Source organism: Vampirovibrionales bacterium, assembly GCA_016712355.1.
Taxonomy (GTDB): Bacteria; Cyanobacteriota; Vampirovibrionia; order Vampirovibrionales; family Vampirovibrionaceae; genus JADJRF01.
Window position 1 is genome coordinate 2,096,101 of the sequence record JADJRF010000005.1, and the last position, 13,279, is coordinate 2,109,379.

A 13,279-nucleotide genomic window follows, 5' to 3' on the forward strand; every position below is an offset into this window, starting at 1 on the left:
AGGCAGGGATTCCAAGCGGCTTGAATTGTCAAAGAACGGCTGCTCTTACCATAGCATATTGCCATTTAAATTTCATCCCGAAACGCCTTAAAAACGCGCCGCAACAGCGTTAGAACTTGTAATATTCTCTGTTTCGGTCATTGAGGCCTTTTTTGAGGCCATAGTGTCGCCGTCCGTCCCACGCCATCGCCTCTTGCTGACGAAGGGCGTCGTGCAAACGAAGATCATCTCCCACTTCGCGCTGAATCGTCTCGAAACACGCCGCGCAGCAATCGCCATGACACTCGGTAACCGGGAAGGTCTCCAGGCATTTATGACAGCTTCTCAGGAGCCAGCGCGCTTCGTCGTGAAAAAAACCTTCTTCATACAGCGCCATCACGTCATCGGCCGGGATGAGAGCTTGAGAGGAGAGGTCTTCAAGCGACAGGCCTCCCTCAGGGGCGCTCGCCTTGAGAAGGCGCGCGATTTTGGCGGCGTTCTCATCTTCAACGGCGATACACTCCGGGCACAGGTCTCGCAGAATCTGCCGAAAGACCTGACCGCAGCGAACGCAATTGATGATGGGATACAACGTGGTCATAAGGCGCTCAAAGGCATCAATAAACCGGGGAATCTCCCACCCTAAGTATCGACCAATCCCCTCAAAGACTTTAATGAGCGGGCTGTGGCGCGGGTTTAGGTCCTTTAAATACCCGAGTCCAAACCCAAGTCGACGCATCGCGGCATTTCATTCGGCCACGGGACCCGCCGCAAGCAGACGCTTAAAACGAATCGTCCGCTTCTCAGTGCGAAACAATCGGCTAAAACGCAGTCGATAGAACAGCGCGCAAAATCTGCAAGACCATAAACAGGATCATGGGAGAAATATCAATGCCGCCCATCGACGGGATCAAGCGCCGAAAAGGCTCCATCACCGGTTCCGTTAAGGCGTAGAGGGTTCTCCATGGCTGCGCGCCCCAGTTGAGCGCCGGAAAAAATGACAGCAGGCACCGCCCGATAATCAGCCAGGTCAGCAGATCCAGCAGCGTAAGCAAGATGGCGCCGATTGCGGGAAAACTCATTGAATGCGCTCCTTCGGCAATTCTGTTGCGTCTTTGTGAGGCTCAGCCCATGCGCGCGTGCGCCAGAACGCCCGTCGAGCCAGAGGCCACGGTATCCGACGGCATCAGTTCGATCAGGCGAAACAGCAGTTGACGCAGCTTGTGATTATTCTCGGTAAAGACCTGAATCACCTCTTCATGCGACACAGGCGGCACGCCTTCCACCCCGGTGTCGTAGTCGGTGATAAGCGAAATATTGATAGACGCCATCTCCAGCTCGCGCACCAGATGGACTTCAGGGTATTGCGTCATGTTGATGACTTCCCACCCCTGATCGCGATACCACTTGGATTCGGCGCGGGTGCTGAAGCGCGGGCCCTGAATGACGACAACCGTCCCGCGATCGTGGCACGGAATGCCGCTTTCGCGCGCGGCTTGCGAGGCCAGACGGCGAAGCGACTCGTCAAACGGATCGGCGGCGCTCACATGCGTGGTGATAGGGCCATCAAAAAACGTATCGGCGCGGCCATTGGTCCGATCAACGAACTGATCGCAGATCACAAATTCGCCCGGCTTGATGTGGGCTTGCAAACTACCCGCAGCGCAAGGGCTAATCACGCGGGTGACGCCCAGCGCTTTAAACGCCCAGACGTTGGCGCGATAGTTGATTTTATGCGGCGGCAGGCTGTGGTCCGCGCCATGACGGGGTAAAAACGCCACGCGCTTGCCGGCAACCTCGCCGATGGTAATGGCGCCGCTGGGCGCGCCGTAAGGGGTTTCCACCTGAACCGACCGCGTGTCGGTGAGAAAGTTATAAAACCCGGATCCGCCAAACACGCCGATCTCGGCCTGACGTTCCACGGCATCGTTGAAATTAAAAGCAGGCATCTGTCAATACGCTCCTTGTCGTGCTAATGCGAGTGGGGCAAGACGATTCAGCAGGAAGACGGCGACTTAGGTGCCGACCATCCAGCTGTTCTGGTATTCGACCATCTCGGGGGTGAGGCGATCGATGCGCACGCCCATGGACGCAAGCTTAAGCTCGGCGATTTGCTGATCGATTTCCGGGGCGACGTCGTAGACGCGGTTTTCCAGCCGTCCGCGATTCTTCACCAGAAACTCGACCGCCAAAGCCTGATTGGCGAAACTCATGTCCATAACGCTGGCCGGGTGACCTTCAGCGGCGGCGAGGTTAATGAGCCGGCCTTCGCCCAGCACCAGAATGCGGCGACCGTCCTTGAGCGCGAATTCTTCCATAAAGGGGCGGATCTGATCGCGGCGCACCGCCATTTCCGCCAGCGAGGTCAGGTTGAGTTCGAGATCGAAATGGCCCGAGTTGCACACCATGGCCCCGTCGCGCATCAGCAGGAAGTGTTCGCGGTCGACAACATGCCGATTGCCGGTGACGGTAATAAAGACATCGCCCAGCGGGGCGGCTTCGTTCATCTGCATCACGCGGAAACCGTCCATGACGGCCTCGATCGCGCGAATGGGGTTGACTTCCGTCACGATGACGTTGGCGCCAAGGCCGCGCGCGCGCATCGCCGCGCCTTTGCCGCACCAGCCATAGCCCACCACGACGACATTCTTGCCCGCCACCAGCAGATTGGTCGCGCGAATGACGCCATCCAGCGTGCTTTGGCCCGTGCCGTAGCGATTATCGAAGAAATGCTTGGTCTGGGCATTGTTGACGGCGACCGCAGGCCAGGGCAGTTTGCCGTCTTTGACCATCGCTTCGAGGCGCACGATGCCGGTGGTGGTTTCTTCCGTACTGCCGATGACGCCCGAAATCAAATCGGCGCGCTCTTTCACCAGCGTAGCAACCACGTCCGAGCCGTCGTCAATAATGATGTTGGGCTTAAAGTCCAGCGCCAGATGCACGTGCTTGTTGTACATCGCATTGTCTTCGCCCTTGATGCCGTAAACCGGAATCCCGTAGTCCAGCACCAGCGACGCGGCGACGTCGTCTTGCGTGCTGAGAGGGTTGGAGGCGATTAACATGGACTCTGCGCCGCCCGCCTTGAGCGTGCGGGCCAGATTGGCGGTTTCTTTGGTGATGTGGTTGCATGAGACGAGCCGCACGCCCTGAAAAGGCCGCTCCTGCTCAAAGCGCTCGCGAATGGCGCGCAGCACGGGCATATCGCGATCCGCCCAGTCAATCTGCTTTTTGCCCTGAGGCGCAAGGCCCAAGTCTTTGACTTCATGGGGAATCGTCGCAGTGGGGGTCATGGGGGCTCTCCTGTCGGGTCGTCTCTCATTCGTATGAAAGCGGTATCCTATAACAGGGGCGCGCCGGATTCAAACGCATGCCACGACCTCAGGCGCGCGTTCACAGAGGGTCTGTAAAGAACATTCTTAAAAACCCTCCCGCATACTCTGCCAACGAAAACGGGGTCGGGTTCTGGATAGCGTCCAGCAGCGCAGGGAGGAGATCTTCAGTATAGGGCGGGCGATTATAGTTATCGAAAGAGCCGAATACCAAGCTTGAAGCCGCCGTTTTATTAGGCAAGTAGGTGCAATTAAAAAACGGCCTGGCGCATTCTGTGAATACGTGGTGAGAAAAGCGAAGTCGATTCGGCTTTACCGAAAAGGCCGGTACAAGTTCCCCCTGGAGATTCGCAATTTGATAATTGAGACGATAAAATTTGTCCTGCAAGCGGAATTCAATTTCGAAGGGTTTTAATGTTTTATCGAACAGATCGTCCACAGAGGCAATTCCCCGCAGGCTACCGGAAATCACCTTGACATCGCGAAAAGGGCGAGACGAAAAGCCCTTGTTTACCAACAAATCAGCGAGGGGATCGCGCTGAATCAACTGGTCTCGCGTGAGCGCTTTAAAGCGCACGGCGGAAGCCTTGGGCTGCGTTTTACCCGGCGCTTGAAACGCTGGTGACAATAACGAGACGTGAACTGACATGGAACGTCCTTTTTTAAAGCGAGGGGCTCAGGAAGACCAATAATGATCCCACAACGCGCGGAGCCGGTTCTGACGTTGCGGCGGCAGAATGGCTTGTACCACTGTGTCGCGCAAGGCGAGCGCCGAGGCGGGAAAATCCGGGGCTTCTGCGGGCAGGGCGCTTTCGCGCGGGATATACGTGATGCGTCTTTCGCCGGACGATTCGCAGATTAAAAGCCGTTCGCTATCGTTGAGGCGAGCCAACTGGAACACCGATTGCAGGCCGCCGCCCTGAGGGGTGATGGCGTCTATCGACAATTTATAATAAATACCATCGATTTCAAGCAGTCCCCTGAAGATTAGCGCAGGCGTGGCGAATAAGCGCGAAAGGGTCATGCCCGGCTTCAGGCTGGATTGCTCGATAAGCCTCACCACGATTTCTTTGGGCGCGCGTCGCGTTGCTGGCGTGGCGCCGAGATAATCGGCCATGGAGCGCGCATAGCGTGAGCCAAAGCGCAGCGGGCGAGAGGAGGCGCCGCATATTGCCGCCTCCCGCGATCTCAAGGCAAGGGGGATTTTCAAGGCTCAACTACAACTTAGAAGCGTGGAAGCCAGCTCAATATTTCCGACAAAACGCCATTTTGCTGAGGAATACAGGACTCTATTATTCTGTTTCTCAAATCAAGAGCGGCTTCCTGTCTTCTCCCCAACGATTCAACATGATTTGAGCCAGGGCGAGAAAGAGTAACAATTTTATTACCATCCTGAAAATCCAGAATTTTCAATTTTTCGCCTCCTCTTCCAGAGGATGGCCCTATTATGAAAATGTTGGTAGGAACCTTTTGATCGTTCTTCAATGTATGGGCAGAAAAATTGAACGGCGTCCCATCCAATTCAATAGTTCCTTCGACTTTATTCCCCTTAATACGTAAAAAATCCTCAACCGTTCTTGTTCTACGAGTTATTTGCGATTTCAGAGAAGGGATTCTAATTTCTGGCGGCGGCAGAGGATCAATGAGCCGCAAATAATCGCCAAGAACGCGATCGCCTTGGCCAAAAAGAACCGCAGAAGCAGATTTTCTAACGCTTGCAACCGGAAACGACTGACGATTTCCAGAAACAAAGCCAACGGAAGTGATCATGTTGCCAAAACCTTTCATCACCGGGGAAAGTAGGGGCGCGTCATGAGCGCATGCATGATAACGCGCTGAAAATCTGGAATTGCGCAGCCAAATCAGGCAGGCAAAGCATCACCTTTTCCCTTAAGAGAGGGGACGTATGCCGCTAGCATCCGCTTCAGCCAATCCCCATATGAAATTTGGGTGGGAGACAGCTCAACCATGCGCGCGATGATCTGATTCCGGGCCGCAATGGCCGTCCCTTTTTCAGGGTCTGTCAGCTCTCTGTGGCCTCCATCGCGATCATAACCCAACACAGTGGCGCCCGCGTCGGACTCGAAAACCTCCAATCCCTGAAGATTTCGACGATTGAGCGGCGTAATAGAAAATTGGTTCATAATGCCGCCTACACACGTTGAGTCTGAGACGATATGCATGCTGGCGACAGAACGAATACCGTCGTATGTGATTTCTGCCTGAAGACTGGCGCCAGGGGTCTCTAAAACGTCCTGAACCGTCATGCTCTGGACAACGTTTGCCGCAGTCAGTAAAGCCGTCTCATAACGATCCTTTTGCGCCGGTTGCTCGGACGCGGGAAAGGCCTGATCCGTCGCGCGACCCAAACGCACCGAAGGCGAAGCAACGCGAAAGGCAGGAGCAGGGGCGATTGAAAGCGTCATGGCTCAATCTCTGAAGTAATGCGCCAGTAAACATAGAACGACGGCGCCTATCCATGGTAACGCAACGCAATCCAGAAATTGCCCTTAAGCTTTTATATAACCTTCGCCCGCCCAGCGAGGTAAAACATGCGCAATGAGCAGGCGCATCAGCCAATGGCCAAGCGGTATTGCATCGGGGGTTTGGGCGATCAGCGCTTTAAGCGCCTCATGACGGAAGGGCAGTAACGGGGAAATATTGACATTCTTAGTAATTACCTCCCCCCGCGGATTCAATGTACACAAAATACAAAACCTGTCTTCAACCTCTAAAATCTCTTGCGCGAGACCGCTTGAATGGCGGGGGCTCACTCGAAACGAGTGAAGCACTCCCAAGTAAGGATGCTCGGGAAAAGTATTTGAATCCACCCAATACGTCCTGCCATCTATCGTCATATCCCCGCTTAACGATGCGCCGGGCGTTCGCAGAACTTCTTCGGGCGTCATGCCTTTGAAAACTTCTGCGCTCCTTGTGAGCGTCGCTTTAAAAGACGTCGGGGGCGCAGACACGTTCAGAATCAGCCCCAAGGGGTTTACGTCCGGCTCGTTAGCGCCAAAGCGGGCGGGCGACGCATTTGGTTCAATCGGGCATCTAAAAGCGTTTTGAGCAGGAGACAACACGAGAGCAGACCGTCATCAAGTAAGCTATGCATGAGAAGAACGCGCATAAAGATTAGAATTGCCTTTTCCCTGCGGACTTCCCGCAGCGAAGACTTCCGGGTATGATCAAGCTCTATTGAGACTGTCTCGCATTACCGGAGAAGAGGCCCTGAGAACGTGTCTATTGAGTCCATCGAGTCTATCGAAACCATTGACGCTATCCGCAGTATTGCCTTTTTTGCCGGCCTGTCACAAGAAGACGTCTCGTTGATTGCCGGCTTTACGCAGCCCAAACGCTATAGCGCAAATGAGCTTATTTTTGGGGAAGGCGACGCCGCGACGGCGTTTTACTGGGTTCGATCGGGTCGCGTACAAGTCTACAAAATCGGCCCCGACGGCAAAGAAATGATTTTGCATCTGTTTGCCGCGGGCGATACGTTCGCCGAGTTTCCTATTTTTGGCGGAGAGGCGACATATCCGGCCAACGCGCTGTGTCTGGAGGACACGACGGTCCTGCGCATCGACGGCCCCGCATTCCGCGCGCTGGCCGAAACGCGTCCGGCAATGCTGCTCAAGATGCTCTCGCAGTTTTCGCTTCGCCTGCGCGAGTTTAACCAGCGCATTGAGGATCTATCGTTACGCAACGTCGATGCGCGTCTGGCCAAGTATCTGCTATCGGTCAGCGAAAACACGCCCGCCCGCGCAGCGATTACGGTTCAGAAAAAAACGCTGGCGGCCATTCTGGCGACCATCCCGGAGACGCTTTCGCGCTCGTTTCGCAAGCTGTCGCAAAAAGGCATGATCGAGATGCAAGGCCATGAAGTCATTATCCTCAATCGCGACGGCCTCCTCCGCCTGGCCGAAGGCCCCTAGCCCCCAAGCCCCAAGCCTCAAGCCCTCAGGGAGGGGGTCCCAAGGGGGAGGGAACGGCCCCCTTGGCCCAGATCCCAACTCCCAAGCCCCAAGCCCTCAGGGAGGGGGTCCCAAGGGGAAGGGACCGGCCCCCTTGGCCCAAATCCCAACTCCCAAGCCCTAAGCCCTCAGGGAGGCGGTCCCAAGGGGAAGGGACCGGCCCCCTTGACCCAGATCCCAACTCCCAAGCCCCAAGCCCTCAGGGAGCGGGTCCCAAGGGGAAGGGAACGGCCCCCTTGGCCCAGATCCCAACTCCCAAGCCTCAAGCCCTCAGGGAGCGGGTCCCAAGGGGGAAGGAACGGCCCCCTTGGCCCAGATCCCAACTCCCAAGCCCCAAGCCCTCAGGGAGGGGGTCCCAAGGGGAAGGGACCGGCCCCCTTGGCCCAAATCCCAACTCCCAAGCCCCAAGCCCTCAGGGAGGCGGTCCCAAGGGGAAGGGACCGGCCCCCTTGACCCAGATCCCAACTCCCAAGCCCCAAGCCCTCAGGGAGCGGGTCCCAAGGGGAAGGGACCGGCCCCCTTGACCCAGATCCCAACTCCCAAGCCCCAAGCCCTCAGGGAGCGGGTCCCAAGGGGAAGGGAACGGCCCCCTTGGCCCAGATCCCAACTCCCAAGCCTCAAGCCCTCAGGGAGCGGGTCCCAAGGGGGAAGGAACGGCCCCCTTGGCCCAGATCCCAACTCCCAAGCCCCAAGCCCTCAGGGAGGGGGTCCCAAGGGGAAGGGACCGGCCCCCTTGGCCCAAATCTCACCTAAAAAAAAGGGCGCCGATGGCTGCACGCAGCCATTCAACGCCCCGTCTATCGCATAAACGGATATCAATGGTCCTGTCAACTGTGTCTCTGAGTATGTCCACTTATTGGGCGGAAAACGCCCGAAATCTATCTCAGAAAAGCCGCCGTCGGACTGTTTAACAGACTCTGAGCCAAAACCGCATTGTCGTAGCGACGCGTGAGGTCAGATAACTTGCCATGCTCAACCATCGAGCGCAACTGCGCCACGAGATCCGCGCGGGCGGACACATCCGCATCCGGGCTTTCCATCGCCAGACGACCGAAACGCGAGGCTTCCAGCAGCCTGCGGGCCTTCGCCGACACGTCGGCGTTATCCAGAAAAGCCAGTACCGTGGCGGAAGCGTTTTGAGGAGCGCTCGCCTGCGACGCGACGCCCTCCAGATTTTCGGCGGCGTCTGAACGCCGGGTCAGCAAAGCGTCCGCAATCAAGCGGCCCTGATTTCCTGAAATCTGCTCAACCATAACCGTCACCTCACGGAATTAAACCCATACTCTCTATCCGTTGCGACACGCTGACGCATCACCGAATGTCCTTATTATGAGGGGCGCGGGCCCGCGTTTCATTCACCGGGCGGATGATTTTCCTCGGCCATGAGGTCTATTTTATTTATAAAATATATCGTTTTGCGATGAGAATCCGCATTTAATTGCCTCAGGAATCGGTTTGTCGCAGTAAAAATCGCGTTGAAAGCGGCTTTATCTACGCAGGCGACAGGAGACCATGTGGCGTAAAGCGTCTAAGGGAGAGGGTTTTTCGCGCGGCGGCTCGTGTAATCGGACGATGATGACGCGGGGCGCGCGACGCGATACTAAGAGTAATCCACAACTTAACCACCTCGTTTGTTCCTGTCACCCTGATTGCCTTTCAGGGTGATTTTTCTTTTAAAGGCCTTTATCGCAGGCGTTGAACAGCGCATCTGACGAAATCGCCTCTGAAGCCAAGCGATCCGGGGTTTATATGATTGCCGCTAACCGCATTTTTCCGCCGGAACATTGCGGGCGAGTCGGGCCAGCGCCTGACTGACGGGGATGCGCACTTCAAAACACGCGCCCGCCCCTTCCTCACTGCGAACCTCGATACGGCCGCCATGTTTTTCGATGATTTTATAGCAGAGGGCAAGCCCCAAGCCCGTTCCCACGCCCACGCCCTTAGTGGTAAACCCGGGGTCGAAAATACGGCTCAAATGCGCCGCTGCGATTCCCTTGCCGTTGTCCTGAATCCGAATCACCGCCATGGCGTCGTCGTCCTGGGCTTCGGTTTCAATGATAATCGCGGCGTCAGGGCGATCTTCGAGCGCATGAATCGCGTTCACCAGCATATTCATAACCACTTGATTCAGCAGGCCGGGAAAGCATTCGACCAGAGGCAAGCCGTCGTGATAACGCTTGTCCAGCCGGATGCCGCGCTGGGTGAGCATGTTTTGCACCAGCAGCAGCGCGCTGTCGATGTTTTCGCGCAGGTCGACGCTTTTTAATTCCGACTCGTCCAGGCGCGCAAAATTGCGTAAGTTGCGGACGATTTCGCCGATGCGCTGGCACGCATGGCGGTTGATGCCCAGCAGGGTTTCCATCGACGCCAGCCATTTTTCCGCGTCCTGACTGTCCATTCCGCCGCGAAGCTTTTCCAGGCAGCTTCTCAGCGTGTCTTCATTGGCCGCAATCGCGCCCAGCGGCGTGTTAACCTCGTGCGCAATACCGGCTACGAATTGGCCCAGCATCGCCATTTTTTCCGACTGCACCAGATGAATCTGCGCCTGTTGCAGCTCGGCCAGCGTTTGTTCCAGCGCGTTGGTGCGCTGAGCGAGTTCGCCAAACAGTTGAGCCTGATGCAGCGCCACGCCCAGATGCTCCGCAATGGCTTTCAACAGCTCGATATCGGCCATGGTCCAGACGCGAAAGGCGTCGCACTGATGCATCGTCAACGTCCCCACCAACCGATCGCGGATTAAGATGGGGAAGACGGCTAACGACTGCACATGGCGCCGCGCAAAAAACGCCTGACAGGTGAGAAACGGCGGACAGTCGCGAACGTCGTTGAGAATAAACGGATTCCACGTGTCTTGAGACGCAGGCGAGCGCTTCAGGCGTTCTTCAAAGACCGTTTGCTCCAATGCGGCGGCGGACAGCTCGTCGGCGCCCACGGGCTCGACGCCCGGCAGCTCGTAGGAATACGACCGGGCAGGCGTGTCGCCTTCTTCCGGGCCATACTGGATAAAGCACCGACTGACGCCCAATACGCGGCCCAACTCTTGCACCGCAGCGCTTAAAATGGCGTCGATTTCCAGTGATTGCCGGATGGCGCGCGTCAATTGGTTAATTAAAAGCTCGCGACTGGCCTGGGTCTGCGATTGCCAGTACAGATTGGCGTTCTCGACCACCACGGCGACCTGTTCGGCGACATCGGAGAGGGACTTGAGTTGCAGGGGCGTAAACTGCGACGGCGCATCGCCTCCCAGGGCCATCAGGCCGATCAGCACGCCCTTATTCACCAGCGGCGTGACCAGCGCCGACGCGATTTTTTCGGAGAACAGGCGCGAAGACGCCAGCGCGTCGCGGGTTAGAATCGCCGGTTGCGCTGTGCGCGCCACGCGATCGGTTACCGGATCGTAGCCGGCAAAGGCGTTTTTCTCGCCCGAGATTTCCAGCGTCCCTTCGCGATTCAGGCGGATCAGCATTTTGACCCCGTTGCCGCTGGGCTCCAGAATCACAATGCACGCCTCTTCGTGCGGAATATCATCGCGCAGGACGTCGCCCAGAGCCTCAAAGATATCTTCCAGCACCAGCGAAGAATTTACCGCGCGCCCCACGTCACGCAGCAAACGCAAGGCGCTGGCGGCTTGCGCGCTCTCGGCGTCATCGCGCTCCCATTCGAGCAACCAGCGGCGCGAATCCTGCGCGCGATCGCCGCTGGGATTCAAGGGCGTCAGGCGAACCGCCAGTTCCGGGGACAGGCGCACATGCGTCGGCCAGTCGGGATGCAGCGCATCGGCGACCTGTAGACGCCCCCCGTCACGCCGCGCGCAGGCGGCCAGAGCGTCGGCGAGCGCTGCCCATCGTTGGCGCGCCGAAGCGCTTGCGGCGCAGATTGCGCCAGCGGCGTCGAGCAGAGCCAGGGGCGCCTGACAGTTTTCAATCAGCGACGAGTCCAAGGCGCGGTCCGAGCGCTATGAAGCGGCGCCGAAGGGAGAAGCAGGCGTTGCGGCGGCAGCAGCAGGCGGCAAGGGGGTTTTAGCGGCCAGACGCTGGGCCTGCCGCTGAAGATAAGCCAGATAATGCTGCAATAACGTTTTGCAGTCTTCCCCCAGAATTATCACGGACTCCCCATCCACCAGGCCCACTTCGATGCGATCGGGCGGAAACTTGGCCACATGCGTAATCTTGTCAAACGGGATGATATACTCGGCGTTCTGGAAAAACCCGCTCGTGGTCATGCGCTCTCCTCCGGTTGACTGCACGGGCGTATTCTCGCAGAAGGACGCGTCGGCGACAAGCAGGCCCTGCTTTTTTCAGCGGCCCGCCTGCGCCAGATGATCGATAATACGGTCGCTGATAGGATAGCCGCTCTCGTACTCGTCTCGCAGAAATAGCGGCGTCGGGTTCGCCTCAAACGCCACGTACTCGCCTTGCGGCGTTCTTCTCAAGTCGATTCCCGTAAATGCCAGGTCAAGCGTGTTGGCAATCGTCTGGCACATGGCCAGCGCCTCTGTCGGCAGGTCAACCCGAACGCGTCGCGCCTGCTCGTCTTCGCGAAAATCCAGCGTCTGGCTCTGGATCTCCATGGCGAACATCTCGCCCATCAGCCAATAGGCGCGAATATCGCAGCCTGGAATCAATTCCTGAAATTTTGCCGGAGAGAGCGACAGGCTTTGCAGGCGCTCGGGCGTTAAATCCGCCACCGTCAGACGCGCGGCGTGCGCCCAACCGCGAACCGGTTTATAAATCGCCTCGCCGCCGCAATCGTCAAAAAACGCGCGAACCGCCTCGGGATCGTTACTCACCAGGGTTTTCGGCACGCGCACGCCCGCCTGTTTCAGCAGTTTGAGCTGGTAGGCCTTATACCGATGTAAATCGGTCGCCGCCGCGCTATTAATCCACAGACAATCCAGACAGCGCAAAAAGCTCCCCAGCGCAGACTCGTTATTCCAGTAGACGATTTCCTGCAACATCGGGTCGGCCTCTTGCGGCGCCCAGACCCCTTTACTCCAACGCCGATACCCGCCGAGGATTTCATCAAATCCTACGCGTACGCCTTCGGCCTCAGAGCGAATCCACCCATTAGACGGCGTTTGCGGATCAAAGCTCACCCGCAGTTCGCGCGGATACCGCATGGTATCGAGCATGAAGGCAGATAAACCGCGCGCGCGTATTTTATCGCGCATAAACACCGACAGGGCGTCGTCTTCGGTCCCGATAATGAGGATCATGGTTCTATTCTAGCAATGTTTTCGGTTTAAAAGGCCAAATCGCGCGCATTCGTCCGGGCGGATGCGTTTGAGCGCAAAGTTTTAATCAGATCCGGCCTTTAAAAGAAAAGCTCATACTTACTTCCATTGACGTTCGGCGGAATCATCCCGGGACCGTCATCACTGGGAAACATCTTCGTCTGCGCGCCGACGCCGGGGAAATCCCACGGGCCGCCCATGATTGGAGGACGCATCCCCGGGCCGTCATCACTGGGGAAGGCCGCCGTTTGCGCGCCGCCGCCGGGGAAATCCCACGGGCCACCCATGATTGGAGGGCGCATGCCCGGGCCGTCATCACTGGGAAACATCATCGTCTGCATGCCGCCGCCGGGAAAATCCCACGGGCCGCCCATGATTGGAGGGCGCATCCCCGGACCGTCATCACTGGGGAAGGCCATCGTCTGCATGCCGCCGCCGGGAAAATCCCACGGGCCGCCCATGATTGGAGGGCGCATCCCCGGGCCGTCATCGCTGGGATATCTCATCGTCTGCATGCCGCCGCCGGGAAAATCCCACGGGCCGCCCATGATTGGAGGCCGCATCCCCGGGCCGTCATCGCTAGGATATCTCATCGTCTGCATGCCGCCGCCGGGAAAATCCCACGGGCCGCCCATGATTGGAGGGCGCATCCCCGGACCGTCATCGCTAGGATATCTCATTGTCTGCATGCCGCCACCGGGGAGATCCGGCCTCATCGAGGCGCTGGCATACTGAATAAAATAACTATGAACCTGCATCTCTCT

General features: G+C 57.6%; 15 protein-coding genes. 1 reads left to right on the top strand and 14 read right to left on the bottom strand.

Annotated elements, in window-relative coordinates; all coding sequences use genetic code 11:
* Positions 1–109: 109 nt before the first annotated feature.
* From IPK79_11065 to IPK79_11105, 9 genes are all read right to left on the bottom strand, one after another.
* Entirely contained in the window at positions 110–718 is a 609-nt protein-coding gene (locus tag IPK79_11065; GenBank protein ID MBK8190976.1) for a hypothetical protein, read from the bottom strand.
* Between the two features lie 82 nt (positions 719–800).
* Entirely contained in the window at positions 801–1,061 is a 261-nt protein-coding gene (locus IPK79_11070) for a YggT family protein (protein MBK8190977.1), read from the bottom strand.
* A gap of 42 nt (positions 1,062–1,103) precedes the next feature.
* Positions 1,104–1,901 (bottom strand): S-methyl-5'-thioadenosine phosphorylase, encoded by a 798-nt coding sequence (locus tag IPK79_11075; protein ID MBK8190978.1) that lies wholly within the window; start codon positions 1,899–1,901, stop codon positions 1,104–1,106.
* 93 nt (positions 1,902–1,994) lie between these two features.
* Positions 1,995–3,269, bottom strand: a complete 1,275-nt coding sequence (locus tag IPK79_11080; GenBank protein ID MBK8190979.1) for an adenosylhomocysteinase — start codon at positions 3,267–3,269, stop codon at positions 1,995–1,997.
* Between the two features lie 100 nt (positions 3,270–3,369).
* On the bottom strand, positions 3,370–3,957 hold the full coding sequence (locus IPK79_11085) for a hypothetical protein (GenBank protein ID MBK8190980.1): 588 nt from the start codon (positions 3,955–3,957) through the stop codon (positions 3,370–3,372).
* 27 nt (positions 3,958–3,984) lie between these two features.
* Positions 3,985–4,425 (bottom strand): hypothetical protein, encoded by a 441-nt coding sequence (locus IPK79_11090; protein MBK8190981.1) that lies wholly within the window; start codon positions 4,423–4,425, stop codon positions 3,985–3,987.
* 107 nt (positions 4,426–4,532) lie between these two features.
* Entirely contained in the window at positions 4,533–5,078 is a 546-nt protein-coding gene (locus IPK79_11095) for a hypothetical protein (protein ID MBK8190982.1), read from the bottom strand.
* A gap of 92 nt (positions 5,079–5,170) precedes the next feature.
* Complete coding sequence (locus IPK79_11100; GenBank protein MBK8190983.1) at positions 5,171–5,734, bottom strand: hypothetical protein; 564 nt, start codon at positions 5,732–5,734, stop codon at positions 5,171–5,173.
* A gap of 84 nt (positions 5,735–5,818) precedes the next feature.
* On the bottom strand, positions 5,819–6,217 hold the full coding sequence (locus IPK79_11105) for a hypothetical protein (protein ID MBK8190984.1): 399 nt from the start codon (positions 6,215–6,217) through the stop codon (positions 5,819–5,821).
* 330 nt (positions 6,218–6,547) lie between these two features.
* Here IPK79_11105 and IPK79_11110 point away from each other — a divergent pair, with 330 nt between their 5' ends.
* The gene (locus IPK79_11110) at positions 6,548–7,243 is read left to right on the top strand and encodes a Crp/Fnr family transcriptional regulator (protein MBK8190985.1); all 696 of its coding nucleotides are present in this window, start codon (positions 6,548–6,550) and stop codon (positions 7,241–7,243) included.
* Between the two features lie 917 nt (positions 7,244–8,160).
* Here the strand turns inward: IPK79_11110 and IPK79_11115 are convergent.
* The 5 genes from IPK79_11115 to IPK79_11135 form a co-directional block, all read right to left on the bottom strand.
* Entirely contained in the window at positions 8,161–8,535 is a 375-nt protein-coding gene (locus IPK79_11115) for a hypothetical protein (GenBank protein ID MBK8190986.1), read from the bottom strand.
* A gap of 506 nt (positions 8,536–9,041) precedes the next feature.
* Positions 9,042–11,222: a GAF domain-containing protein gene (locus tag IPK79_11120; GenBank protein MBK8190987.1), complete on the bottom strand. Its 2,181-nt coding sequence runs from the start codon at positions 11,220–11,222 to the stop codon at positions 9,042–9,044.
* A 15-nt stretch (positions 11,223–11,237) separates the two neighbouring features.
* Positions 11,238–11,504 (bottom strand): hypothetical protein, encoded by a 267-nt coding sequence (locus tag IPK79_11125; GenBank protein ID MBK8190988.1) that lies wholly within the window; start codon positions 11,502–11,504, stop codon positions 11,238–11,240.
* Between the two features lie 75 nt (positions 11,505–11,579).
* Positions 11,580–12,497, bottom strand: a complete 918-nt coding sequence (locus IPK79_11130) for a hypothetical protein (protein ID MBK8190989.1) — start codon at positions 12,495–12,497, stop codon at positions 11,580–11,582.
* A gap of 98 nt (positions 12,498–12,595) precedes the next feature.
* Positions 12,596–13,273 carry a hypothetical protein gene (locus IPK79_11135; protein ID MBK8190990.1) on the bottom strand — a complete coding sequence of 226 codons (678 nt, stop codon included), beginning with the start codon at positions 13,271–13,273 and terminating at the stop codon, positions 12,596–12,598.
* Between the last annotated feature and the right edge of the window lie 6 nt (positions 13,274–13,279).